22 protein-coding genes are annotated in these 23,114 nt (G+C 71.2%); 19 read left to right on the top strand and 3 right to left on the bottom strand.

Annotation, left to right across the window (positions count from 1 at the left end; genetic code table 11):
- Nucleotides 1-103 precede the first annotated feature (103 nt).
- From pcaDC to C6N31_RS30400, 10 genes are all read left to right on the top strand, one after another.
- Nucleotides 104-1,369: a bifunctional 3-oxoadipate enol-lactonase/4-carboxymuconolactone decarboxylase PcaDC gene (gene pcaDC / locus C6N31_RS30355; RefSeq protein ID WP_138355577.1), complete on the top strand. Its 1,266-nt coding sequence runs from the start codon at nt 104-106 to the stop codon at nt 1,367-1,369.
- Between the two features lie 77 nt (nt 1,370-1,446).
- Nucleotides 1,447-2,094 (top strand): MBL fold metallo-hydrolase, encoded by a 648-nt coding sequence (locus tag C6N31_RS30360; protein ID WP_138355576.1) that lies wholly within the window; start codon nt 1,447-1,449, stop codon nt 2,092-2,094.
- A 107-nt stretch (nt 2,095-2,201) separates the two neighbouring features.
- On the top strand, nt 2,202-2,981 hold the full coding sequence (locus C6N31_RS30365; protein WP_138355575.1) for an exodeoxyribonuclease III: 780 nt from the start codon (nt 2,202-2,204) through the stop codon (nt 2,979-2,981).
- A 96-nt stretch (nt 2,982-3,077) separates the two neighbouring features.
- Nucleotides 3,078-3,440 (top strand): cupin domain-containing protein, encoded by a 363-nt coding sequence (locus C6N31_RS30370; RefSeq protein ID WP_138355574.1) that lies wholly within the window; start codon nt 3,078-3,080, stop codon nt 3,438-3,440.
- Between the two features lie 75 nt (nt 3,441-3,515).
- Nucleotides 3,516-3,953 carry a DUF6278 family protein gene (locus tag C6N31_RS30375; protein WP_138355573.1) on the top strand — a complete coding sequence of 146 codons (438 nt, stop codon included), beginning with the start codon at nt 3,516-3,518 and terminating at the stop codon, nt 3,951-3,953.
- Nucleotides 3,954-4,104: 151 nt separating this feature from the next.
- Nucleotides 4,105-4,356: a TfoX/Sxy family DNA transformation protein gene (locus tag C6N31_RS30380; protein ID WP_138355572.1), complete on the top strand. Its 252-nt coding sequence runs from the start codon at nt 4,105-4,107 to the stop codon at nt 4,354-4,356.
- A gap of 206 nt (nt 4,357-4,562) precedes the next feature.
- Complete coding sequence (locus C6N31_RS30385) at nt 4,563-5,306, top strand: amino acid ABC transporter ATP-binding protein (protein ID WP_138355571.1); 744 nt, start codon at nt 4,563-4,565, stop codon at nt 5,304-5,306.
- 15 nt (nt 5,307-5,321) lie between these two features.
- Nucleotides 5,322-6,221 carry a glutamate ABC transporter substrate-binding protein gene (locus C6N31_RS30390; protein WP_198358621.1) on the top strand — a complete coding sequence of 300 codons (900 nt, stop codon included), beginning with the start codon at nt 5,322-5,324 and terminating at the stop codon, nt 6,219-6,221.
- A 14-nt stretch (nt 6,222-6,235) separates the two neighbouring features.
- Nucleotides 6,236-6,880, top strand: coding sequence for an amino acid ABC transporter permease (locus C6N31_RS30395; protein ID WP_138355569.1), 645 nt, complete (start codon nt 6,236-6,238; stop codon nt 6,878-6,880).
- Nucleotides 6,877-7,713, top strand: coding sequence for an amino acid ABC transporter permease (locus C6N31_RS30400; protein WP_198358622.1), 837 nt, complete (start codon nt 6,877-6,879; stop codon nt 7,711-7,713). The genes C6N31_RS30395 and C6N31_RS30400 overlap by 4 nt, the downstream gene beginning before the upstream one ends.
- A 16-nt stretch (nt 7,714-7,729) precedes the next feature.
- Here C6N31_RS30400 and C6N31_RS30405 read toward each other — a convergent pair whose 3' ends face one another.
- A complete protein-coding gene (locus C6N31_RS30405; protein WP_138355567.1) occupies nt 7,730-9,370 on the bottom strand; it encodes a CocE/NonD family hydrolase in 1,641 nt (546 codons plus the stop codon).
- Between the two features lie 280 nt (nt 9,371-9,650).
- On the opposite strand from C6N31_RS30405, the gene C6N31_RS30410 reads away from it, so the two are divergent.
- Both C6N31_RS30410 and C6N31_RS30415 read left to right on the top strand, forming a co-directional pair.
- Entirely contained in the window at nt 9,651-10,550 is a 900-nt protein-coding gene (locus C6N31_RS30410) for an SGNH/GDSL hydrolase family protein (protein ID WP_187145059.1), read from the top strand.
- Nucleotides 10,551-10,654: 104 nt separating this feature from the next.
- A complete protein-coding gene (locus C6N31_RS30415; protein ID WP_138355566.1) occupies nt 10,655-11,419 on the top strand; it encodes a ZIP family metal transporter in 765 nt (254 codons plus the stop codon).
- Here the strand turns inward: C6N31_RS30415 and C6N31_RS30420 are convergent.
- Nucleotides 11,388-12,143: a hypothetical protein gene (locus C6N31_RS30420; RefSeq protein WP_164297644.1), complete on the bottom strand. Its 756-nt coding sequence runs from the start codon at nt 12,141-12,143 to the stop codon at nt 11,388-11,390. The two genes, C6N31_RS30415 and C6N31_RS30420, sit on opposite strands and share 32 nt — an antisense overlap.
- Nucleotides 12,144-12,241: 98 nt before the next feature.
- Here C6N31_RS30420 and ggt point away from each other — a divergent pair, with 98 nt between their 5' ends.
- Nucleotides 12,242-14,065 carry a gamma-glutamyltransferase gene (gene ggt / locus C6N31_RS30425; protein ID WP_198358623.1) on the top strand — a complete coding sequence of 608 codons (1,824 nt, stop codon included), beginning with the start codon at nt 12,242-12,244 and terminating at the stop codon, nt 14,063-14,065.
- 53 nt (nt 14,066-14,118) lie between these two features.
- Here the strand turns inward: ggt and C6N31_RS30430 are convergent, their stop codons facing one another.
- Nucleotides 14,119-15,048, bottom strand: coding sequence for a SecDF P1 head subdomain-containing protein (locus C6N31_RS30430; RefSeq protein ID WP_198358624.1), 930 nt, complete (start codon nt 15,046-15,048; stop codon nt 14,119-14,121).
- A gap of 215 nt (nt 15,049-15,263) precedes the next feature.
- On the opposite strand from C6N31_RS30430, the gene C6N31_RS30435 reads away from it, so the two are divergent.
- From C6N31_RS30435 to C6N31_RS30460, 6 genes are all read left to right on the top strand, one after another.
- A complete protein-coding gene (locus C6N31_RS30435) occupies nt 15,264-16,757 on the top strand; it encodes a hypothetical protein (protein ID WP_198358625.1) in 1,494 nt (497 codons plus the stop codon).
- Nucleotides 16,758-16,957: 200 nt separating this feature from the next.
- Entirely contained in the window at nt 16,958-17,800 is an 843-nt protein-coding gene (locus tag C6N31_RS30440) for a nitrilase-related carbon-nitrogen hydrolase (protein WP_138355562.1), read from the top strand.
- 5 nt (nt 17,801-17,805) lie between these two features.
- Nucleotides 17,806-19,137, top strand: a complete 1,332-nt coding sequence (locus C6N31_RS30445) for an aspartate aminotransferase family protein (protein ID WP_138355561.1) — start codon at nt 17,806-17,808, stop codon at nt 19,135-19,137.
- Complete coding sequence (gene hydA, locus C6N31_RS30450) at nt 19,134-20,546, top strand: dihydropyrimidinase (RefSeq protein ID WP_138355560.1); 1,413 nt, start codon at nt 19,134-19,136, stop codon at nt 20,544-20,546. Before C6N31_RS30445 ends, hydA begins: the two co-directional genes overlap by 4 nt.
- Before the next feature lie 10 nt (nt 20,547-20,556).
- Nucleotides 20,557-21,567, top strand: coding sequence for a TIGR03842 family LLM class F420-dependent oxidoreductase (locus C6N31_RS30455; protein WP_138355559.1), 1,011 nt, complete (start codon nt 20,557-20,559; stop codon nt 21,565-21,567).
- Between the two features lie 17 nt (nt 21,568-21,584).
- A complete protein-coding gene (locus C6N31_RS30460; RefSeq protein WP_138355558.1) occupies nt 21,585-23,105 on the top strand; it encodes an NCS1 family nucleobase:cation symporter-1 in 1,521 nt (506 codons plus the stop codon).
- The last annotated feature ends 9 nt before the right edge of the window (nt 23,106-23,114 follow it).

Raw genomic sequence — 23,114 nt, forward strand, 5'->3', positions numbered from 1 at the left:
ACGCGCCCGCCCCACCGGTCGGAGGCGGGCGCCCGCACGGGTCCTGGCGGGCCGCGGGGGGCGGGTGACCAGCCGCTTCCCGTCACTCGATAGCGTGAACCCGGTGAGCGACCAGAAGACCCTCCAGCACCGGCTCGACGGCCCCGAGGACGCCCCCGTACTCGTCCTGGGCCCCGCCCTCGGCACCACCTGGCACATGTGGGACCGCCAACTGCCCGAGCTGACCCGCCAGTGGCGGGTCCTGCGCTACGACCTGCCCGGCCACGGGGGTGCGCCCGCCGATCCCGCGACCTCGGTCACCGAGCTGGCGGACCGGCTGCTCGCCACCCTCGACCTGCTCGGCATCGACCGGTTCGGCTACGCGGGCTGCTCCCTCGGCGCGGCCGTCGGCGTCCGGATCGCGCTGGCGCGCCCCGACCGGGTCGCGGCGCTGGCCCTCGTCTCCTCCGCCGCCCGCCACGGCACCGCCGACGCCTGGCGGCAGCGCGGGGTCATCGTCCGGGCCAACGGCCTCGGGCAGTTCTCCTACACCGTCCCCGAGCGGTGGTTCACCGACGGCTACCGGGCCGCCCAGGGCGCCATCGTCGAATGGGCCGTGCAGATGGTGCGCACCACCGACGCGGAGTGCTACATCGCCGCGTGCGAGGCGCTGGCGGCGCACGACGTGCGCGACGAGCTGGGCCGGATCACCGTCCCGACCCTCGTGGTGGCCGGCGCGGACGACCCCGCGACGCCGCCCGCCGACGCCCGCGTCCTGGTCGCGGGGATCCCCGACGCCCGACTCGCCGTGGTGCCCGCCGCCTCCCACCTCACCCCGGTGGAGCAGCCCGCGGCCGTCGGCGAGCTGCTGGTACGGCACTTCGGCGCCGCCTGGACCGAGTCCGCCATCGCCTCCACCACCGCCGTGCTCCAGTCCCCGCCCGCCCCGCCGGCCGCCGAGCAGCCCGCCGCGGTGCCGGCGGGCCGCGTCGACCCGTACGACGAGGGCCTGCGGATCCGCAGGGAAGTCCTGGGCGACGCGCATGTCGACCGGGCCGCCGCGGGGGCCGACGACTTCACCGGGGACTTCGAGGAGTTCATCACCCGCTACGCCTGGGGAGAGGTGTGGGCGCGGCCCGGCCTGGACCGGCGCACCCGCAGCATCATCACGCTGACGGCACTCACCGCCCGCGGGCACCTCGACGAGCTCGCCTCCCACACCCGCGCGGCGCTGCGCAACGGCCTCACCCCCGCCGAGATCAAGGAGACGCTGCTGCACACGGGCGTCTACTGCGGAGTGCCGGCCGCGAACGCCGCCTTCGCGGTCGCGCAGCGCGTGATCCAGGAGGAAACGTCCGTCGGCCGCCCCGCCGGTGATCCTCCGCAATGATGGTTCCCTGACGGCCTGGTGACGACCCGGTGCACGTCGATATCGCTGATCACGTTCCGAGGAGCAGAGGAGCAACGGTGAAGCTGACCAAGAAGGGCCACGCCTGCGTCAGGCTGGAGAAGGACGGGCAGGTGCTCGTCATCGATCCCGGTGCCTTCACGGAGGAGGACGCCGCGGTCGGCGCCGAGGCGATCCTCATCACCCACGAGCACATCGACCACTTCAACGAGGACCGGCTGCGCCTCGCCCTGGACGCCAATCCGGCCGCCCAGGTCTGGACCCTCAAGAGCGTCGCCGACCAGGTGTCGGCGGCCTTCCCCGGCCGGGTGCACACCGTCGGCGAGGGTGACACCTTCAGCGCGGCGGGTTTCGACATCGAGGTGCACGGCCAGCTGCACGCCGTGATCCACCCGGACATCCCGCGGATCGCCAACCAGGGCTACGTGGTCGACGGCTCGGTCTTCCACCCCGGTGACGCCCTGACGGTCCCCGACCGCCCCGTCGACACCCTGCTGCTCCCGCTGCAGGCCCCCTGGAGCAAGTTCTCGGAGATCGTCGACTACCTCCGCGAGGTCAAGCCGCAGCGCGCCTTCGACGTCCACGACGGGCTGCTCACCGACATCGCGTTCATGATCTACGGCCGGATGCTCGGTCCTGACGGCCCCGGCATCGGCGGCGGCGAACACCGCCGGCTGGCCCCGGGCGAATCCGTCGAACTGGCCTGACGGCACGACCTGCGCGCACCGCCCCGGGACAGCCCGGGGCGGGTCGGCAGAAAGGTCCGGGGGCGGGTCCGGGGCGGTTGTCGGTGCCGGGCGGTAGATTCGGGTCCATGCGCATCGCCACCTGGAACGTCAACTCGATCACCGCCCGTCTGCCGCGCCTGCTCGCCTGGCTGGAGAGCACCGGCACGGATGTGCTGTGCCTTCAGGAGACCAAGTGCTCGTTGGAGCAGTTCCCCTTCGACGAGCTGCGCGAGCTCGGCTACGAGGCGGCCGTCAACGCCACGGGCCGGTGGAACGGCGTGGCGCTGCTGTCGAAGGTGGGCCTGGAGGACGTCGTGACCGGGCTGCCCGGCGGCCCCGAGTACGAGGGTGTGCTGGAGCCCCGCGCGGTCTCCGCCACCTGCGGCGGGGCCCGTGTCTGGTCGGTGTACGTGCCCAACGGCCGCGAGGTCGGGCACGAGCACTTCGCCTACAAGCTGCAGTGGTTCGGGGCGCTGCGCGCCGCGGTCGCCGAGGACGCCGCGGGTCCGCGGCCCTTCGCCGTGCTGGGCGACTACAACGTCGCGCCCACCGACGAGGACGTGTGGGACCTGTCCCAGTTCGAGGGCGCCACCCACGTCACCCCCGAGGAGCGCGCCGCCCTTGCCGCCCTGCGCGACGCGGGTCTGACGGACGTGGTGCCGCGGCCGCTCAAGTACGACCGCCCGTACACCTACTGGGACTACCGCCAGCTGGGCTTCCCGAAGAACCGGGGCATGCGGATCGACCTGGTCTACGGCAACGAGCCCTTCGCCAAGGCGGTCACCGACTCGTACGTCGACCGTGAGGAGCGCAAGGGCAAGGGCGCCTCCGATCACGCCCCGGTCGTCGTTGATCTCGACGTCTGACCGCACCGGACCACTTACGAGGCGTACGGCCGGGCCCGGGACCGCATACAACCTGTCGATCCCGCGCCCGCCCGCCGCCCCGTACGCTCGGCGCTCATGAGCACCGTTGACCTGCCCTCCGCCAGCTTCGCCGTCCACGTACCCGACGCCGAACTGGAGCCCGAGCCGCTCGATCCGGCCCAGATCGTGTCGGGCACGCCCGAGGTCACCGGCAAGGTGCTCTGGGAGTCGGCCGACGGGACCCGGCTGCGGGGGATTTGGCAGATCACCCCAGGCGTGGTGACCGACACCGAGGCCGACGAGATGTTCGTCGTGGTCAGCGGCCGGGCCACCGTCGAGGTGGCGGGCGGCGACACGCTCGAACTCGGCCCCGGCGTTGTCTGCGTCCTGCGCGAGGGGGACCGGACGACCTGGACGGTGCACGAGACGCTGCGCAAGGCCTACGCGATCGGCTGCTGACCCACCGCCCCCGAACACCAGCGGGGCAGGCGCGCCTGTAGAAGTCCGACCGCCCCGGGTGCGACGCTGAGCCGTATGGACATCCCCTTCCTGGACAAGTGGCGCAAGCGGAACGCGACGGCGCAAGGGGTCGCGGTCCGGGTCGGCGACCCGGACGCCGCGGGCGTGGCCGAGTTGCTGGCGGAGTGCGATCTGCTGCGCGCCCAGGCGGAGGACGCGGGGGTCGAACTCGACGACTCGCCCGGCTCGTTGACGGCTCTCGACCAGTTGGTCCCGCAGTGGCGCGACGATCCAGAGGTGCTGCCGTGGCTCGGCAACGACGCCGGTCTGTACCTCGGCACCGTCATCGTCCGCACCGTGCCCGGCGCGGTCTGGCAGGTGTGGCCGAACGGCCTGCCGGTGGTCAGGCTGGAGTCGGGCCGCGAGATCGACGTGGTCGCGATCGGCCACGCCTGGGCCGAGAGCGGCACGCCCGAGCTGTCCCAGACACTCGCCGAGGAGTCCGAGAACTGACGGCCCGCCGTCACCCGAACTGATGGACCGCGCCACCGGAATGCGACGGCAGGCAGGCGTGTCCGGCGCGCAATGACGCCTCCGCGCCCAGCCGTACGGTGCATGATGTCGGAAACGCACCAGTTGATCAGCTCGGTACCGGAGGCGCGACGTGGACTCCCTGCAGCAGATGCCGAATATCGGAGCGGTCCTTGCCGACCGCTTGCGCCGCGGCGGCGTCGAGGACGCCGGCGAACTGCGCCGGCTCGGCGCCGGCCGTGCCTTCGAGAAGATCCGCGAGGACCTTCCCGAGGACGCCTGCACGCACACCCTGCTCGCACTCGAAGGCGCGATCCGCGGCACCCGCTGGACCGCCATCCCGCAGACCGAACGCGACACCCTCGTCAACCGGGTCCTGGGCTGACCCGGAGCCGCACCCGACCGGCCCGATCCCGCGCCGACCGCACCCCTGCCGACCGGACCCGCGCCGTTCAGCGGCGCGGGCCGTCGGCGATCCCGCGCACCGCACATCAGGTTATTGGCGGCAGTCTGCGTGTCGGCGCGATATGCGGATTTGAAGGGATAGGTTGCCCATTCGTTGACTGTCCGACGGGGTGAGAGTGAGCTGGGCTGCGCATGGATCCACTGATCGTCCTGAGTGGTGTCAACAAGCACTTCGGACAGTTGCATGTGCTGCGGGACATCGACCTGACCGTCGGCCGCGGCGAGGTCGTGGTCGTCATCGGTCCTTCGGGGTCGGGCAAGTCCACGCTGTGCCGGGCGATCAACCGACTGGAGCCGGTCGAGTCGGGCACCATCACCATCGACGGCCGGCCGCTGCCCTCCGAGGGCAAGGAACTGGCCAAGCTGCGCGCCGACGTCGGCATGGTGTTCCAGTCCTTCAACCTCTTCGCGCACAAGACGGTGCTGCAGAACGTCGCGCTGGCGCCGGTCAAGGTACGCGGCCGCAGCCGCGCCGACGCGGACAAACGGGCCAGGGAACTGCTCGACCGGGTGGGCCTGCTGGCGCATGCCGACAAGTACCCCGCGCAGATGTCCGGCGGGCAGCAGCAGCGGGTGGCGATCGCCCGCGCGCTGGCCATGGACCCCAAGGCACTGCTCTTCGACGAGCCGACCTCCGCGCTCGACCCGGAGATGATCAACGAGGTGCTGGAGGTCATGCAGCAGCTCGCCCGGGACGGGATGACGATGGTCGTCGTCACCCATGAGATGGGCTTCGCCCGCTCCGCCGCCAACCGGGTCGTGTTCATGGCCGACGGCCTGATCGTCGAGGACCGGGTCCCGGAGGAGTTCTTCACCGCGCCGCGCAGTGAGCGCGCCAAGGACTTCCTGTCCAAGATCCTCCACCACTGACGACCCGGGACCGCCATGCGACGCAAGAACAGGCACATCGCGCTGCTCGCCGTGGCCGCGGCCCTGCTGGTGGGCTGCGGCAAGGAGGGAAGTCCGCCCACGAAGGGCCCGAGCTCCGACGATCTGCCCACCTACAAGGTGGACCGGAACTTCTCCCTCCCCGACTCGAAGACGTGGAGCTCCGCCCACCGGCGCGGCAAGATCGTCGTCGGGGTCAAGGACGACCAGCCGTACCTCGGCCAGCGCGACCCGGCCAACGGCACGTACGCGGGCTTCGACGTCGAGATCGCCCGGATGCTCGCCGCGTCGCTCGGCTTCGGCCTCGACCAGATCCAGTACAAGTCGGTGGCCTCCGCCAACCGCGAGACCGCGCTCAGCAACGGCCAGATCGACTACTACGTCGGCACGTACACGATCAACGACAAGCGCAAGCAGCAGGTCGGCTTCGCCGGTCCGTACTACGTCGCGGGCCAGGGCCTGCTGGTGCGCAAGGACGAGAACGACATCAAGGGCCCGCAGGACCTGAAGGGCAAGAAGGTCTGTTCGGCCGCCGGTTCCACCCCGATCCAGCGCATCGAGTCGGACTACCCCGACGCCATCCCCGTCACCTACGACACCTACTCCGTCTGCGTGGACAACCTGCTGACCTTCCAGGTCGACGCCGTCACCACCGACGACTCGATCCTGCTGGGCTACGCGGCCAAGGCACCCGACGAGATGAAGCTCGTCAGCAAGGCGTTCTCCAAGGAGCCCTACGGGGTCGGCGTGGCCAGGAGCGACAACGCTCTGCGGCTCGCGCTCGACGACGCGATCGTGGCCCACGAGAAGAACGGCGACTGGAAGAAGGCGTACGACGCGACCCTCGGCCTGTCCGGGGTCCCGGCGCCCACCCCGCCCGCCGTCGACCGGTACTGAGAGGGCCGCCGCACATGAACGTACTGCTCGACAACTTCTCCCTCTACGGCAAGGGTTTCCTCGGCACCCTCGAACTGACCCTGTACGCGGGTGTGCTGGCACTGGTCGGCGGCGTGATCATCGCCGGCTTCCGGGTCTCGCCGGTCAAGGCGCTGCGCGTCTTCGGCACCACCTGGGTCACCGTGCTGCGCAACACCCCGCTGACCCTGCTGTTCTTCGCGGTGCTGCTGGGACTGCCGCGGTTCGGGCTGCGGCTGCCGTTCACCACCTTCGCGGTCCTCGCGCTGGCCTGCTACACCTCGGCGTTCATCTGCGAGGCGGTCAGGTCGGGCATCAACACCGTGCCGCTGGGCCAGGGCGAGGCCGCCCGCAGCCTCGGCATGACGTTCATCCAGACCCTGAACCTGGTGGTGCTCCCGCAGGCGGGCCGCGCGGTCATCTCGCCGATCGGCTCGACGCTCATCGCGCTCGCCAAGAACTCCGCGATCGCCGGCTCCTTCTCGGTCACCGAACTGCTCGGCACCTACAAGCCCCTCAACGAGCTGGGCTACAGCATCATCTGGTCCTTCATCTGGATCGCGGTCGGCTACCTGATCATCACGCTGTCGATCAGCCTGCTCTTCAACGTGCTGGAGAAGAAGATGGGGGTCGTGCGATGAGCAGTGCGCTGTACGACATTCCGGGCCCGAAGGCGCTGGCGCGCCACCGGCTCTACGCGTGGATCACCACCGCCCTGCTGGCGGCGCTGGTCGGCTGGATCATCTACATGCTGATCCACACCGCCCAGTTCGAGTCGACCAAGTGGGTGCCGTTCGAGTACCAGGGCATCCAGCGGCTGCTGCTGACCGGGCTCGCCAACACCCTCAAGGCGTTCATCTGGGCGGCGGTGCTCTCGCTCGCCTTCGGCGCGCTGTTCGCCGCCGGCCGGCTCTCCGAGCACCGGGTGATCCGCTGGGTGAGCACCCTGGTGGTGGAGTTCTTCCGGGCGATGCCGCTGCTGGTGATGATCTTCTTCATCTTCATCGCGCTCAAGGTCGAGCCGATGATGGCGCTGATCACCGGTCTGACGCTCTACAACGGCTCGGTGCTCGCGGAGGTCTTCCGTACCGGTGTGAACTCCGTGTCGCGCGGCCAGGGCGAGGCCGCCTACGCGCTCGGGATGCGCAAGACACAGGTGATGACGTACATCCTGGTGCCGCAGGCGGCCCGCGCGATGCTGCCCGCGATCATCAGCCAGCTGGTGGTGGCGCTGAAGGACACCTCGCTCGGCTACCTCATCACCTATGAGGAGTTCCTCTACAACGGCAAGCTCATCGCCACCAATCTCGACTACGACCTGCCGTTCATCCCGGTCGTGATGGTGATCGCGCCGATCTACATCGGGATGTGCATGCTGCTGTCGTGGTTCGCGAACTGGCTGGCGCGCCGCGAACGGCACAACCCCAAGACGAAGGGCACGCCGGTCGCGACGACGCCACCGCAGCAGATCTGACGGATCTGCCGGCGCGTTACTGGTCGTGCAGCGGGACCGACAGCCAGGACGGGTCGGACGCCGGCGACGAGACGGTGACCGTGGAGAAGAGCGGGTTCTGCTCGATGTAGAGCGGGTCGACGGTGTCGACGACCAGCGCCAGCCGGTGGCCGGCCGGCACGTCGTAGGCGGTGGAGAGCAGGTCGATGTCGGTGGTGAAGGCCTTTCCGGGGGTGCGTCCGACCCAGGTGTAGGGCGCGTGCGTGACCAGCTTGCCGATGCCCAGGGAGTCGACGTCGTAGAGGTACGCGATGACGGTTCCGCCGGCGGCCGACGGGGTCAGCGTGGTGTGCAGCGTCGAGGTGCCGCGGACGTGCTGGGCGGTGCCGTACGCGGCGGACTGCCAGACGGTGGCGAAGGCGCGCGGCAGCAGCGGGATCGACGCGACGGGCGGGGCCTGGGCGAACTGGTCGAGCAGGCTGGACAGGAAGATGATCCCGCCGTCGGCGCCCGAGTCGACATTGGTGCCGATGGTGGTGCGCCAGCCGGAACCGGCGTCGCCGCCGAGCTCTCCGGTGCGCAGCCCCTTGGCGCCGAGCTTGAGGGTGGTGGTCCGTGACGGGACCGCGGACCAGCTGTCGTAGCTCTCGTAGGCGCCGGTGGAACGGGACTTGAGCTGGACCGGCTGCTCGTGGTCGATGCCGTTGTCCACGCCCTTGAGGTAGTGGTCGAGCCACCGCCTGGAGCTGGCCCAGGTGTCGTTGGGCAGGCCGAGCAGGCCGGTCGCCTCGGCGGTGGCGTGGTCGCCGGGCCGGAACTCGAGGCGCTTGGGGCCGGTCAGCTTCTCGTAGAACTTCGCGTACTGGTTCGGCGGGAAGAGGCTGTCGCCCCAGGCGTTGGCGAGCATGACCGCCGTGCCGTTGGCGTTCAGCTGATCCAGGTAGGTCACGGGGGAGCGGAGCTTGCCCCAGGCGATCATCTCGTCCTCGGCGGCGAGGTTCGCGGTGAGGAAGTTGCCCAGGATCTTCTGGAGTTCGGGGCTCGGGCGGCCGGTGAGGTAGCCCGCGCCGCCGAGCAGGGCGGCGGCCTGCAGATGCGGGGTACGGCCCTGGTAGATCGAGTCGATGAGGTCGGCCCAGCCGCTGAGCGCGACGACGGCCTTGATGCGCGGGTCGTGCGCGGCGCCGAGCAGGCCGATGCCGGCGCCGTACGAGACGCCCGCCATCCCGATGTGGTCGGGGTCGGCCGGGGTGTTGGCGAGCGTCCAGTCGATGACCTTGGACACGTCGGCGACATCGGGCGGTCCCGCGGTCTCGATCTGCCCGCCGGAGAGCCAGAAGCCGCGCGAGGTGTAGCTGACGACGACGTACCCGGAGTCCGCGAGCTGCTTGGCCTGGGCGACGTACTCGAGGTCGTTGATGGCCCAGCTGCTCGGGAGCACGACGACGGGGTAGCGCTGCGAGCCGTCGTATCCGCCGGGGGTGAAGACGTTGCCCTTGAGCGTGATGCCGCCGGAGCCCGGGATGTCGACGAACCGGAAGGTCGACGCGGCCGCGGCCTGCGCGCTGGCGGCGGTGACCACGGTGGGTGCCGGCGCGGCTTGTGCCAGCGGGGCCAGACCGAATGCCGTGGAGGCGAGCAGCGCCGCGCCGACGACACCTGCTGTGGTTGCTCTCATGACTGCTCCTGTCTGGCCGGATGCAAAGTGACTGGAGAGTAACCTCGCGGCCTTACCGGCGGTAATAGGCGTGCATGTTACGCACGGGTAACGATCTGAGGGCGGTGGGGCGCCCGTGAGACGCCGGGGGCGCACCCGGGGCAGGTGGCGGCAGGTGACGGCCCGTCGGGGCGGGTCGATCGAACACGAGTGCGTCGGACGATCTTTCGTCAAGGTCATTGACACCCGGCGCGGTACGCGCGGAATCTGATGCTCGTCACCGTCGACACTGGGGGTACCGATGGCCCGCACCACCGTCCTGGCAGCAGCCGCACTCGGCGGGGCCCTGGCCCTCACCGCGGGCATCGCCGCCCCGGCCTCGGCCCATTCGGGCCGGCCGGGTCACTCCGGTCACGGACACGGCGTCAGCTACGCGGCGCTCGGCGACTCGTACACCTCAGGGCCCGGCATCCCCGACCAGGTGGACGCCAACTGCGCGCGGTCCAGCCACAACTACCCGTCGCTGGTCGCCGAGGACCAGCGGTTCGCGGCCGTCAAGGACGTCAGCTGCGGCGGCGCCACCACCGCCGAGATGTGGAAGCCGCAAGGTACCAACGGACCGCAGCTCGACGCGCTGAACCGCGGCACCGACCTCGTCACGCTGCAGATCGGCGGCAACGACGTCGGCTTCGGCTCGATCATCGGCACCTGCGCCGTGCTCAGCGCCACCGACCCGACCGGCAACCCCTGTCAGAAGCACTACACCGCGACCGGCACCGACCAGCTCGCCCTCAACATCCAGCAGACGGCGCCGAAGGTCGCGGCCGTGCTGCGCGCCATCCACGCCCGCTCCCCGCACGCCCGGGTGGTCGTCGTCGGCTACCCGGACCTGCTGCCGGACAACGGCGTCGGGTGCCGTCCCGCCGTCCCCTTCGCGGACAAGGACTTCGGGTACCTCAAGGACACCGAGAAGCGGCTCAACACGATGCTGCGCCGGCAGGCCGGGGCCGCGCACGCCGAGTACGTCGACACCTACCGGCCGACCGTCGGCCACGACATGTGCACGGCGCCCGCCAACCGCTGGATCGAGCCGCTGGTGCCGGCCTCCCCGGCCGCGCCCGCGCACCCCAACGCCAAGGGCGAGAAGGCCATGGCCGTCGCCGTACTCGACCGGATCGACCCGCGCTGCCGCCACCACTGACCGGGCACCGACCGGCACTGACCAGCCCTGACTCGCGCCGCCGGTCCGCTTCGCCGATCATGGGCGGAAGCGGGCGGGCCGGCGGCGGAGGCGGGTGAACGCGGATGGCGGTGCTGATAGCCCTCGGCGCGTTCGTGATGACCCTGATCGGCGGACTGGTCGCCCAGCACATCGGTGACCGCCGCCATCTGGTGCTGGGACTCGCCGCCGGGCTGATGCTCGGGGTGGTGGGCTTCGACCTGCTGCCCGAAGCGCTGGACCTGCAGGCCGACGACGTCTTCGGCGTCCCCGCCGCGCTGCTGATGTTCGTCGGGGGCTTCCTCACCCTGCACATCGTCGAGCGGTCGGTGGCGATCCACCGCGCACACGAGGGCGAGTACGCCGCGCACACCCACGCCCACGGCCCGGTGCCCACCGACCCCGGTGAACCCGTCAAAGGCATCGGGCTCACCGCCGCCTCGGCGCTCGTCGGCCACAGCGTCATGGACGGCTTCGCGATCGGCGCCGCGTTCCAGGCCGGCAGCACGGTCGGCCTGGTGGTCGCCATCGCCGTGGTCGCGCACGACTTCGCCGACGGCTTCAACACGTACACGATCACCCGGATGTACGGGAACGGCCAGGGCCGCGCGCTCGTGCTGCTCGGCTGCGACGCCATCGCCCCGGTGATCGGCGCCGCGATCACCCTCGCCTTCACCATCCCGCCGGGCGCGCTCGGCCTCTACCTCGGGTTCTTCGCCGGGTTCCTGCTCTACCTGGCGACCTCCGACATCCTCCCCGAGGCACACAGCCCGCACCCGTCCCGCTCGACGCTGCTGTGCACGGTCGCGGGATGTGCCGTCATGTGGCTGGTGATCGGTCTGGCCGACTGACCGGGACGGTCTGCGCCGCCCGCGTCACATCGGCGACGAGCTCGACGACGTCGGGACCGTAGGCCTGCGAGTTGACGACCTTGAGCAGCAGGCAGAACGTGCCGTCGATGCCGTGCTTGCGCGACAGCCGCACATGGTGCCGGGCCAGATACCGCACGGCCGCCTGGTTGGCGACACCGCGCTGACCGGAGGAGAGGAAGACCGGGCGGTCGTTGCCGGCGTCCCGCACGGCGGCCAGCCGGGCCAGCAGGACGTACTCGACGGCGCCCTTGTCCATCCGGTAGGTCTCGCCGTCGATGGTGAACGCCCCCTGGTCGGGCCCGGGGGAGGCATCGGTATTGATCTCTATGCCCGGCAGCATCGACCGCAGGTGCGCCCCCAGCCGGTGATTGGCGACGGGGCCGCCCACGCAGAACTCGGTACGTGCCCCGAAGCCCTGCCAGGCCGTGTCGTGCGGCAGGATCTCGGCGTGCGCCCCGCAGTCCTTGATCAGCGCGGCCAGTTCCAGCAGCGCGAACGCGTCATGGCGGGCGACGCTCCACACCCGGGCCCCGGGGTCGCGCGGCACCACCAGAAGGCATTCGGAGCCGCTGGGCAGCCCGAAGAAACGCTGCTTGCGGTGCAGTTTCCGGCGCCACACATAAGTGCGGACAAACCAGCCCAGCGCTGCACTGATGGCGCTGGCCGCCAGGCCCAGCACGAGGTTGCGGACGTCATCGCTCATGGCCGGGCATCGTAGCGGTGTTCGAGCGAACGCGCTCCTGACGGGATCGCCGTACCCAAGTTAGGCTGCGCGGACCCGTGTTGACTGGAGGAAACCGTATGCGTCTCCCCGCCGTCCGGAGTTTGTCGCTGCTGGCCGTCACGGCCGCTGTTGTCACGGTGGGAGCCGCGGCCCCACCGGCGCAGTCGGCCCCGCAGGATGCGCGGGCCCGGCCGGCCAAGGTGCCGGTCGCGGTCGGCTACGGGGGCGCGGTCGCCAGTGTGGACGCGGACGCCTCCGCGGCCGGTATCGAGGTGCTCCGCCAGGGCGGCAACGCCGTGGACGCGGCGGTGGCCACCGCGGCCGCGCTCGGCGTCACCGAGCCGTACTCGGCGGGCGTCGGCGGCGGCGGGTACTTCGTCTACTACAACGCGCGGCTGCACAAGGTGTTCACCATCGACGGCCGGGAGACCGCACCGCGCAGCGCCACCGAGACGCTCTTCCAGGAGAACGGCAAACCGCTCCCGTTCGCCGACGCGGTCACCAGCGGCCTGAGCGTCGGCACCCCCGGCACCCCCGCCACCTGGGCCACCGCCCTCGACAGCTGGGGCAGCCGCCCGCTGGGGCAGGTGCTCAAGCCCGCCGAGCGGATCGCACGAGACGGCTTCACCGTCGACGAGACCTTCCGCTCGCAGACCGCGGCGAACCAGGACCGCTTCAAGGACTTCCCGGCCACCGCGAAGATCTTCCTGCCGGGCGGCGCCCCGCCCGTGGTCGGCTCCACGCTCACCAACCCGGACCTCGCCCGCACCTACCAGGAGCTGGGCAGGAAGGGCGTCGGAGCGATCTACCAGGGGGACATCGGCGCCGACATCGTCAGCACGGTCCGCAAGCCCCCGGTCGACCCCAACGCCACCCGCGTGGTGCGTCCCGGCGATCTGACCACCGCGGACCTGCGCGGCTACGCGGCCAAGCGGCAGGCCCCGACCCAGGTCTCCTACCGGGGCTACGACGTCTACTCGATCGCACCGTCCTCGTCGGGCGGCACGACGGTCGGTGAGGCGCTCAACATCATGGAGCGGGCGAACCTCTCGTCGAAGAAGGCCACCGACGCCCAGTACCTGCACCGCTACATCGAGGCGAGCCGGATCGCCTTCGCCGACCGCGGGCGCTGGCTCGGCGACCCGGCCTTCGAGGACGTCCCGACCGGCGGACTGCTCTCGCAGCGCTACGCGGACTCGCGCGGCTGCCTCATCAAGGACACCGCGGTGCTCACCAGCCCGCTCGCACCGGGCGACCCGCGCCACCCCGCCGCCTGCGGCGGTACCGGCACGGCCGCGCCGACGACGTACGAGGGCGAGAACACCACGCACCTGACCGTCGCCGACAAGTGGGGCAACGTCGTCTCGTACACCCTCACCATCGAGCAGACCGGCGGCAGCGGCATCGTCGTTCCCGGCCGCGGCTTCCTGCTCAACAACGAGCTGACGGACTTCTCGTTCGCGCCCGCCAACCCGGCGGTCCACGACCCGAACCTGCCCGGCCCGGGCAAGCGCCCCCGGTCCTCGATCTCCCCGACGATCGTGCTGAAGGACGGCCGTCCCGCGTTCGCGCTCGGCTCGCCCGGCGGCTCCACCATCATCACCACCGTGCTGCAGGTCCTCACCGAGCACGTCGACCGCGGTCTGCCGCTCGTCGACGCGATCGCCGCACCGCGCGCCAGCCAGCGCAACGCGGCGGCCACCGAACTCGAACCGGCCCTGTTCACCAGCGCGACCAGGACACAGCTCGAAGCGCTGGGCCATGTCTTCACGCTCAACCCGGAGATCGGCGCGGCCACCGGCATCCAGCGACTGCCCGACGGCCGCTGGCTCGCCGCGGCCGAGACGACCCGGCGCGGCGGCGGCTCGGCGATGGTGGTCAGCCCGAGCCACACGGGCTGACACCCGGCTCTCGGGTCCCTCCTGTCTCGGGTCCCTCCTGGGAGCTTCGGCTCCTAGGAGGGGATGTGGGTGACGTCGGAGACGGTCAGCTCCACGGGCAGGGCGCCGGAGCTGATCTGGGCGGCCAGATCCTGGGCGGAGGTACGGGTGAAGTTGCCGCTGATCTGCACCGCTCCGCCGGTGATCGACTGGGAGACGGACGGTGCGGAGATCACCTGGCGGTCGAGCACGATGCCGATCTGATTGGCGGGCGCGCTCTGCTGGGACAGCCGGCCGGTGAGCTCCGCGAACTTTCGACCGCCCGCCGAGGTGAGCACCAGGTTGATCGTCCAGCCGTTGCCGGTCTGCGCGTCGAGCGACGCCTTGGCGCTGGTCACGTCCCGGCCGCTGAGAGCGACGGGACCGAGGACGTACTTCGTGGGGCCCGTTCTGTCACAGGCGACCGTCGGGCTCGTGGGGGACAGCGCCGGTGCGCCGGCCGGCACCGGCGCCATGCAGTCGAAGGCGGTGAACTGCCGCTGCAGTTCGGGTGGCACGGAGGAGTCGCCGCCCAGCACCGGCCGGAATCCCAGCTCGGCCGTGACGGCCAGCTGCCGCAGCCGCTCACCGCTGTCGCCGGGCGCCTCGGCGGTGATCGTGGCGCCGTGCACCTCGATCCGCGCGCCCTCCAGCCCGAACGCGTCGGCCCTGGTCCGCAGCAGATCCACGGTGCGCCGCAACGTCTCGGCGCCCGGCGCCGAACGCGGGGTGTAGGTGACGGTGGTCCGGCCCGAGGCGGGGGTGCCGGACGCGGTCGTGCGGGTCGGGCCGGACAGCAGCGGGGACCGGTCCTTGCCGTCCGACGAGCTCGAGGAGCCGGAACACCCGGTCAGTGCGGCGCTCAGGACGAGCACGGCGGCGACGGCGGTCAGGGCGTTCGCGGTCGCGGTCGCGTTCGCGCTCGCCGAGGATGTCGCGCGGGGGATCGTTCGGAGGAGACGCATAGCGGCCAGTCTCGCGGACCGGCGGCCGGCCGCGCAGATGAATCGCCGCGGCTCCGTCGTCCCGGTGGGGCACTGGTGACCGGTGCGCCGGGTAAGGCAGTTGAGGCAGCCGCGGTGCGGACGAAAACTCCCCGTAGCCGCCCCGTAACACGAATGGTGTCGAATGCGGGAACGGGACTGCATGCCTCCGGGGCGGGGGCGGAGAGGCAGCAGCGATGACACAGCGCGGCGCCGGACCTCAACTGGCCGACTCTGCACGAGAGTTCACCGAATTCTTCCGGGAGCTGGTCGCCGGACTGGGGGACGCGCCGGGCTGGTACGGCGCCTTGTCGCGACGTGACCCGGGCGGGGTGAACGCGTACGAGGCGGGCGTGGAGCTGGCGCCCTGGGACGTGGTGCACGCAGTTCTTCACGACCTGGCCGCGCTGCGGGGCACACCGGTCGACCCGGCCGATGTCGGCCGCGCCCAGCGGCTGTACCGCGCCGCCGCGGCCGGCCGGGACGCGGCCCCCGGCAGTGGCACGGCGCTGCGCTCCCGGCTGGACGCGATGCTCCGCGAACGCCACGACGCCGTGCTCCGTGAACGCGAGGCCGCGCACGCGGCCCACGAGTACACCGCGACGGGCGGCGACCCCCACTCCGTGACGGCGGGGCGGCTGGCCAACGCCCTCGCCTGGGCCCGCGACGACCGGGAACGCGCGGGCGCGCGCTGCGCGGAACTGCAGGCCCGGCTCGACGCGGTCGAGACGCGGCTTTCCGGAGAGTTCTTCACGGACCGGTCCGCCGCCGACCGTTCCCCCGCGCCGGACGACTGGTTCCGCCCGAGGACGCCGGAACCGGGGCACCCGGCGGATCCGTCGGCCCGGCAGCAGAGCTCCGCCGCCGGACCGGAAGAGAGCGCCGAACCCGTCGCACCGGCCGCGCCGGCCGGGCGTGCGAAGCGCCGCCCCAAGGCGTCCGGACGCGGTACCGGGTCACGCCCGCGCGGTGCCCGGTTCGCGACGGCGTTCGACGAGCCGTTGGACGAGGCGGACGACGCGACGTCCGAGGCGCCCCGGCAGGAGGGCCCCGCGGCGACCGGTGCCCCGGCGGCTGGACCCGCACCGCGTGGCGCGCGCTTCGCCGGTGCCGCCGCCGAGCCTGCACCGCCACGGACCGCCGAGATATCGCCCGATGCCGGGCCGCGGCAGGCGGAGGCCCGCAGCGAGGCGGCCCGGCTGGGCGGCCTGCGCCGGGCCGGGCGCGGCGGGGAGGCGTACGTGGTGCTGTGCGAGGCGGCGGCAGGCCCGGCCGCCGCGCTGCCGGTGCTGGCCCGTGAGCTGGAACGCGCCGGTCTGGCGGCGGATGTCGCGACGTTGCTGTGGGAGGTCGCCGGCCTGCCGCCGGACCGGCTGGCCGCCGCCGCGGCCGCCCTGGCGCAGGCCGGACGCACGGACGACTGCCGCACCCTGCTGCACCAGGCCGCGGCACGCCCCGCCGGCGAGGTCGCGGTGCTGGCGGCCGCGCTGTACGAGGAGAACGGGGGCGAGGCGGCCGGGATACTCCTGGGCGCCGTGGTCAGGACCCGGCTGCCTGAGGAGGCCGCGGCCGTCGCCGGCGCGTACCCCGGGCTCGCCGCGCCGCTGCTGGCGGTCGCGGCGTCGATCTCCAAGCCGCGCCGCCGGGACATCGCGGCCGCCCTGCGCCGTGCGGGTCTGCCGGACCGGTGAGCGCGCCGGAATCACCGGCGGGGAGCACGCCGGACTGCCGGAGCGGCCGCCGGTTGCCCCGGTCGGGCTGGAAACGTGATCGACCCGGTCAAGTAACGGTAGCGGTCTTGCCAGAGCGGGTAAGGCGCTTCTACGTTCTTCCACACGGCCGGAATCTACGTGCGTAGACCGGACGTGATGCCACGTCAGAGGAGCTGCTCATGAGCAACGTTGTGCGTGCCGCGCTCGTCCAGGCGACCTGGACCGGTGACACCGAGTCGATGATCGCCAAGCACGAGGAGTACGCCCGGGCCGCGGCCGCCCAGGGCGCCAAGGTCATCGGCTTCCAGGAGGTGTTCAACGCCCCCTACTTCTGCCAGGTCCAGGAGGCCGAGCACTACCGCTGGGCCGAACCGGTCCCCGACGGACCCACCGTCCAGCGGATGCAGGCGCTCGCCCGCGAGACCGGCATGGTGATCGTCGTGCCGGTGTACGAGGTCGAGCAGTCCGGCTTCTACTACAACACCGCCGCGGTCATCGATGCCGACGGAACCTTCCTCGGCAAGTACCGCAAGCACCACATCCCGCAGGTCAAGGGGTTCTGGGAGAAGTTCTACTTCAAGCCCGGCAACCTCGGCTGGCCCGTCTTCGACACCGCGGTCGGCCGGATCGGCGTCTACATCTGCTACGACCGGCACTTCCCCGAGGGCTGGCGCGCCCTGGGGCTGGCCGGCGCCCAGCTCGTCTACAACCCGTCGGCGACCTCCCGCGGTCTGTCCGCCTACCTCTGGCAGCTGGAGCAGCCCGCCTCCGCCGTCGCCAACGAGTACTTCATCGCCGCCATCAACCGGGTGGGCCAGGAGGAGTACGGCGACAACGACTTCTACGGCACCAGCTACTTCGTCGACCCCCGCGGCAAGTTCGTCGGCGAGGTCGCCTCCGACACCAAGGAGGAACTGGTCGTCCGGGACCTGGACTTCGACCTCATCGACGAGGTGCGCCAGCAGTGGGCGTTCTACCGGGACCGCAGGCCGGACGCCTACGGCGACCTCACGGAGGCCTGATCGTTATGGCCACTGTGACCGAGAACCTGCACTCCGCCCTGCACGCCCGCCACCAGGCCGTCATGCCCGACTGGCTCGCCACGTACTACAGCGAGCCCATCGAGATCACCCACGGCCAGGGCCGCCATGTCTGGGACGCCGAGGGCAACCGCTACCTCGACTTCTTCGGCGGCATCCTGACCACGATGACCGCGCACGCCCTCCCCGAGGTCACCGCCGCCATCACCGAGCAGGCCGGGAAGATCCTGCACTCCTCGACGCTCTATCTGAGCCGGCAGACCGTCGACCTGGCCGAGCGCATCGCCCGGCTGTCCGGCATCCCGGACGCCCGGGTCTTCTTCACCACCTCAGGCACCGAGGCGAACGACACCGCCCTGCTGCTCGCCACCGCCTACCGGGGCTCGAACCAGGTCCTGGCGCTGCGCAACAGCTACCACGGCCGCTCGTTCACCTCGATCGGCATCACCGGCAACTCCGCCTGGTCGCCGACCAGCCTCTCCCCGCTCCAGACGCTGTACGTGCACGGCGGCGTCCGCTCCCGCGGCCCGTACGCGCATCTGGACGACGCCGCGTTCACCGCCGCCTGCGTCGAGGACCTGGAGGACATCCTCGGCCAGGCCAACGGCAGCGTCGCGGCGCTGATCGCGGAACCGATCCAGGGCGTCGGCGGCTTCACCTCGGGGCCGGACGAGCTGCTGGCCGCGTTCAAGCGGGTCCTGGACCGGCACGGCATCCTGTGGATCACCGACGAGGTGCAGACCGGCTGGGGCCGGACGGGTGACCATTTCTGGGGCTGGCAGGCCCACGACCAGGCCGGCCCGCCGGACATCCTGACGTTCGCCAAGGGCATCGGAAACGGCATGTCCATGGGCGGTGTCGTGGCCCGCGCCGAGGTCATGAACTGCCTGACCGCGAACTCCATCTCCACCTTCGGCGGCAGCCCGATCACCACCGCGGGCGCGCTGGCCAACCTGACGTACCTCGTCGACCACGACCTGCAGGGCAACGCCCGCCGGGTCGGCGGGCTGCTCAAGTCCCGGCTGGAGGCGATCAGCGCCGCGCTGCCCATCGTCCGCGAGGTGCGCGGCCGGGGTCTGATGCTCGGCATCGAACTCGTCGAACCCGACACCGGCGAACCGTCGGCGCAGGCCGCGAGCCTGGTGCTGGAGGCGGCCCGCGAGTACGGGCTGCTGATCGGCAAGGGCGGCCGGGCCGGCAACGCGCTGCGGATCGCGCCGCCGCTGACGCTCAGCGTCGCCGAGGCGGAAGAAGGCGCGAGCGCCCTCGCGGACGCGCTCAGGCAGACCCAGGACAAGCTCGCCGGAGGAAGGTCATGAGCACCGAACGCACCGTCGTCCGTGGCGGACTCGTCATCACCGCCGCCGAGGAGATCCACGCCGATGTGCTGATCGAGGGCAGCCGGGTGGTGGCCCTCGCCGCCCACGAGTCGGCCGTCGCGGAGAGCTGGACCAGCGGCGACGCCCGCATCGTCGAGGCCGCCGGCAAGTACGTCATCCCGGGCGGCGTCGACGCGCACACCCACATGGAGCTGCCGTTCGGCGGCACCGCGGCGTCCGACACCTTCGAGACCGGCACCCGGGCCGCGGCCTGGGGCGGCACCACGACGATCGTGGACTTCGCCGTGCAGAGCGTCGGCCACTCGCTGCGCTCCGGCCTGGACGCCTGGCACGCCAAGGCCGACGCCCAGTGCGCCATCGACTACGCCTTCCACATGATCCTCTCCGACGTCAACGAGGACACGTTGAAGGAGATGGACGTCCTGGTGGAGGAGGGTGTGACCAGCTTCAAGCTGTTCATGGCCTACCCCGGCGTCTTCTACAGCGACGACGGCCAGATCCTGCGCGCCATGCAGCGCTCGGCCGGCAACGGCGGCCTGATCATGATGCACGCCGAGAACGGCATCGCGATCGACGTCCTCGTCCAGCAGGCGCTGGCGGCGGGGCACACCGACCCGCGCTACCACGGCGAGGTCCGCAGGGCCCTGCTGGAGGCCGAGGCCACCCACCGCGCCATCCAGCTCGCGCGGGTGGCGGGCTCCCCGCTGTACGTCGTGCACGTCTCGGCCGAGGAGGCGCTCGCCGAGCTGGCGCAGGCCCGCGACAAGGGCCTCAACGTCTTCGGCGAGACCTGTCCGCAGTACCTCTTCCTGTCCACCGACAACCTCGCCGAGCCGGGCTTCGAGGGCGCCAAGTACGTCTGCTCCACACCGCTGCGCCCCAAGGAGCACCAGGAGGCGCTCTGGCGGGGGCTGCGCACCAACGACCTGCAGGTCGTCTCCACCGACCACTGCCCGTTCTGCTTCACCGGGCAGAAGGACCTCGGCCGCGGCGACTTCTCCAAGATCCCCAACGGGCTGCCGGGCGTCGAGAACCGGATGGACCTGCTGCACCAGGCCGTCGTGGACGGCCGCATCAGCCGGCGCCGCTGGATCGAGATCGCCTGCGCCACCCCGGCCAGGATGTTCGGCCTCTACCCGCGCAAGGGCACCATCGCGCCCGGCGCCGACGCCGACATCGTCATCTACGACCCGCACGCCGAGCAGGTCGTCTCCGCCGAGACCCATCACATGAACGTCGACTACTCGGCGTACGAGGGGAAGCGGCTCACCGGACGGGTCGAGAGCGTCCTGTCGCGCGGCGAGCCCGTGATCACCGACCGGACGTACGTGGGGCGGGCCGGCCACGGCCAGTACACCCCGCGCAGCACCTGCCAGTACCTCATCTAGGAGCAGCGCCATGGACTTCGGCCTCGTCCTGCAGACGGATCCGCCCGCTTCCGGTGTCGTCGGCCTCATGCGCCGCGCCGAGCGCAACGGGTTCACCCACGGCTGGACCTTCGACTCCGCCGTGCTCTGGCAGGAGCCCTTCGTCATCTACAGCCGCATCCTCGAACACACCCGCAAACTGATCGTCGGCCCGATGGTCACCAACCCCGGCACCCGCACCTGGGAAGTGACCGCGTCCACCTTCGCCACCCTCAACTCCATGTACGGCAACCGCACGGTGTGCGGCATCGGGCGCGGCGACTCGGCGATGCGGGTCGCCGGGCGCAAGCCCAACACCCTCGCGCGCGTCGGCGAGGCGATGGGCGTCATCCGCGACCTCGCCGAGGGCCGCGAGGCGTCCGTCGACGGCACGCCCATGCGGCTGCCATGGGTGGAGAACGGGAAGCTGCCCGTCTGGATGGCCGCCTACGGGCCCAAGGCGCTCGCCCTGGCCGGTGAGAAGGCCGACGGCTTCATCCTGCAGCTGGCCGACCCGTTCCTCACCGAGTGGATGATCCACGCCGTGCGGGAAGCGGCGTCGGCCGCCGGCCGCGACCCGTCCGAGATCACCATCTGCGTCGCCGCGCCCGCCTACGTCACGGACGGCAGCGACGAACAGCTCGCGCACGCCCGCGAGCAGTGCCGCTGGTTCGGCGGCATGGTCGGCAACCACGTCGCCGACCTCGTCTCCCGCTACGGCGAGCACTCCGGCCTGGTGCCCGACGAGCTGACCGCGTACATCAAGCAGCGCCAGGGGTACGACTACGCCCACCACGGCCGCTCGGGCAATCCCGACACCGCCTTCGTGCCCGACGAGATCGTCGACCGCTTCTGTCTGCTCGGCCCGGTCGAGGCGCATCTCGCCAAGCTCGAACACCTCCGGGGCCTGGGCGTCGACCAGTTCGCGCTGTACGACATGCACGACGCCAAGGAGTCGACCATCGACGCCTACGGCGAGCACATCATCCCCGCGCTGAGCTGACCTGAGACGAGGTGCCGATGACCATAACCGCAAGCCCGGGGGACCGCGTCGAACTGCCGGCCGACGCGGCCCTGCCGGACACCCGGTTCGCCAACGAGGACCTGCTGCCCGTCCCGCTCGCGAACCGTACGTGGACGACGTACAACTTCACCGCGCTGTGGATCGGGATGGCGCACAACATCCCCTCCTGGACGCTCGCCTCGGGACTCGTCGCGCTCGGCATGGACTGGAAACAGGCGGTCTTCACGATCGCCCTGGCGAACGTGATCGTGCTCTTCCCGATGCTGCTCACCGGGCACGCGGGACCCCGGTACGGCATTCCGTTCCCGGTGCTGGCCAGGGCCTCGTTCGGGCTCCGCGGGGCGAACCTGCCGGCGCTGGTGCGGGCGGCGGTGGCCTGCGCCTGGTTCGGCATCCAGACCTGGATCGGCGGGCAGGGCATATTCGTCCTGCTCGGCAAGATCTTCGGCGGCGGCTGGGCGGACGTCGGGAAGATCGGCGGCTACCCGTGGACCATGTGGCTGTGCTTCGTGGTCTTCTGGGCCCTCGAACTGGCCATCATCTACCGGGGTATGGACACGCTGCGGCGCTTCGAGAACTGGGCCGCGCCGTTCGTCCTCGTCGGCGCCGTCGTGCTGCTGATCTGGATCACGGTGAAGGCCGGCGGCCTGGGGCCGCTGCTCGACCAGCCGTCGAAGCTCGGCTGGGGCAGCGACTTCTGGCCGGTCTTCTTCCCCTCACTGATGGGCATGATCGGCTTCTGGTCCACCCTGTCGCTGAACATCCCCGACTTCACCCGCTTCGGCGCCGGCCAGCGGGCCCAGATCTGGGGCCAGTCGCTGGGCCTGCCCACGACGATGACGTTCTTCGCGCTGCTGTCGGTGCTGGTCACCTCAGGATCGCAGGCCGTCTACGGAGCGGCCATCTGGAACCCGGTCGAGCTGGCCGCCAAGACCGACAACGTCTTCGGCCTGGTCTTCGCGCTGGTCACCGTGCTCATCGCGACCATCAGTGTGAACATCGCGGCCAATGTGGTGTCACCGGCCTACGACCTGTCCAACCTCGCGCCGAAGTACATCAACTTCCGCACCGGGGCGATGATCACCGGAGTGGTGGGTGTGGTGATCTTCCCGTGGAAGCTCATCGAGACCCCCGAGTTCTACATCTTCACCTGGCTGGGCGTGGTCGGCGGGCTGCTGGGAACGGTCGCGGGCATCCTCATCGCCGACTACTGGATCATCCGCCGCACCGTCCTGGACCTGGTGGACCTCTACACCCCCGGCGGCCGCTACTGGTACACCGCCGGCTGGAACTGGCGGGCGGTCGCGGCCTTCGTCGTCGGCGGGGTGCTGGCGGTCGGCGGCTCCCATTCGGAGCCCGGCAAGGGGCCCTTCCCCGCCGACGGCATGATCCCGTTCCTCAAACCGCTCGCGGACTACGGCTGGGCCGTGGGTCTCGGCTCCGCGCTCGTCCTCTACACGGCCCTCATGCACCCCCTGCTCCGGCGAACCGTACGACAGGACGCGGCCCCGGTCTGATTTGATGGA

This window comes from Streptomyces fildesensis (genome assembly GCF_016107395.1).
Taxonomy (GTDB): domain Bacteria; phylum Actinomycetota; class Actinomycetes; order Streptomycetales; family Streptomycetaceae; genus Actinacidiphila; species Actinacidiphila fildesensis.